The sequence below is a fragment of the Streptomyces sp. NPDC058964 genome (assembly GCF_042741275.1).
Lineage (GTDB): Bacteria > Actinomycetota > Actinomycetes > Streptomycetales > Streptomycetaceae > Streptomyces.
Map to the genome: position 1 here is coordinate 1 of NZ_JBHYKH010001047.1, position 1,105 is coordinate 1,105.

The following is a 1,105-nucleotide window of genomic DNA, read 5'->3' on the forward strand; positions in this document are numbered from 1 at the left end:
GCGGCGCGCGCCCGGGGGGCCCCCCCCCCCGCGGGGGCGCCCCCCCCCGGGGGGGGAGTCCGCTGCGGGCGCGCGCCGGCGCCCCGCCGGCGGCCCCCGCGCGCGCGCCGAAGGGGACTACGGGACGGTCGCGCGGGCGGCCTACCAAGGGGCGCTTACGGCTCTGGCGGCGACCCCCGGGCAACTGGCCGTCCTGGAGCGGGCCGGAGTGGTCGACGCAGGGGGGCGGGGCCTGGTGGCCGTGCTGGCGGCGCTGGTGGAGACGCTCACGGGTGAGGCGCCGGCGGCGGTGCAGACAGTTCAGGGGGCCGTGCATCCGTACGCCGGGCACCCGCAGACCGGCACCGTGGCCCACGGGCGCGTGGAGCCCGCCGCCACCGAGGGGGGCTGCGCCGACCGGAACGGCGCGGGCGGGCCCGCCTACGAGGTGATCTATCTCCTGGAGGCCGACGACACCGCCGTGGACCGGCTGCGGACGCGGCTCGACACCCTGGGCGACTCCCTCGTCGTGGTCGGCGGGGACGGGCTGTGGAACGTCCATGTGCACGTCGACGACGCGGGCGCCGCCGTGGAGGCGGGCGTCGAGGCCGGACGGCCGTACCGGATCCGGATCACCCACTTCGGGCTCGGCGACGTGCACACCGGCGGTGAGCGGCCGCCCCGTGAACGTGTCCAGCGGGCCGTGGTGGCCGTCGTGCCCGGCGAGGGCCTGGCCGGGCTGTACACCGAGGCCGGCGCGACCACCGTGCTCGCCCGCCCCGGGGAGCCGCCCGCCAGCGGGGAGCTCGCCGAGGCCGTGCGGCGTGCCCACGCGCGCGAGGTGGTGCTGCTGCCCAACGACGCGGAGCTGCGGCACACGGCGGCCGCGGCGGCCGAACAGGCCCGGGCCGAGGGCGTCCGCGTCGCCCTGATCCCGACCCGCTCCGCGGTCCAGGGCATCGCCGCGCTGGCCGTGCACGAACCCGGGCGGCGCTTCGACGAGGACGTGGTGGCGATGACCTCGGCGGCGGGCGCCACCCGGTACGCCGAGGTCGTCGTCGCCGAACGTCAGGCCTGGACCACCGCCGGCATCTGCCAGGCCGGTGACGTGCTCGGCCTCATCGAC

The 1,105-nt window shown here is 79.1% G+C and carries 1 pseudogene; it reads left to right on the top strand.

Annotated elements, in window-relative coordinates:
* A pseudogene (locus tag ACFW2E_RS47550) lies at positions 1-1,105 on the top strand (dihydroxyacetone kinase); the annotation flags it as partial.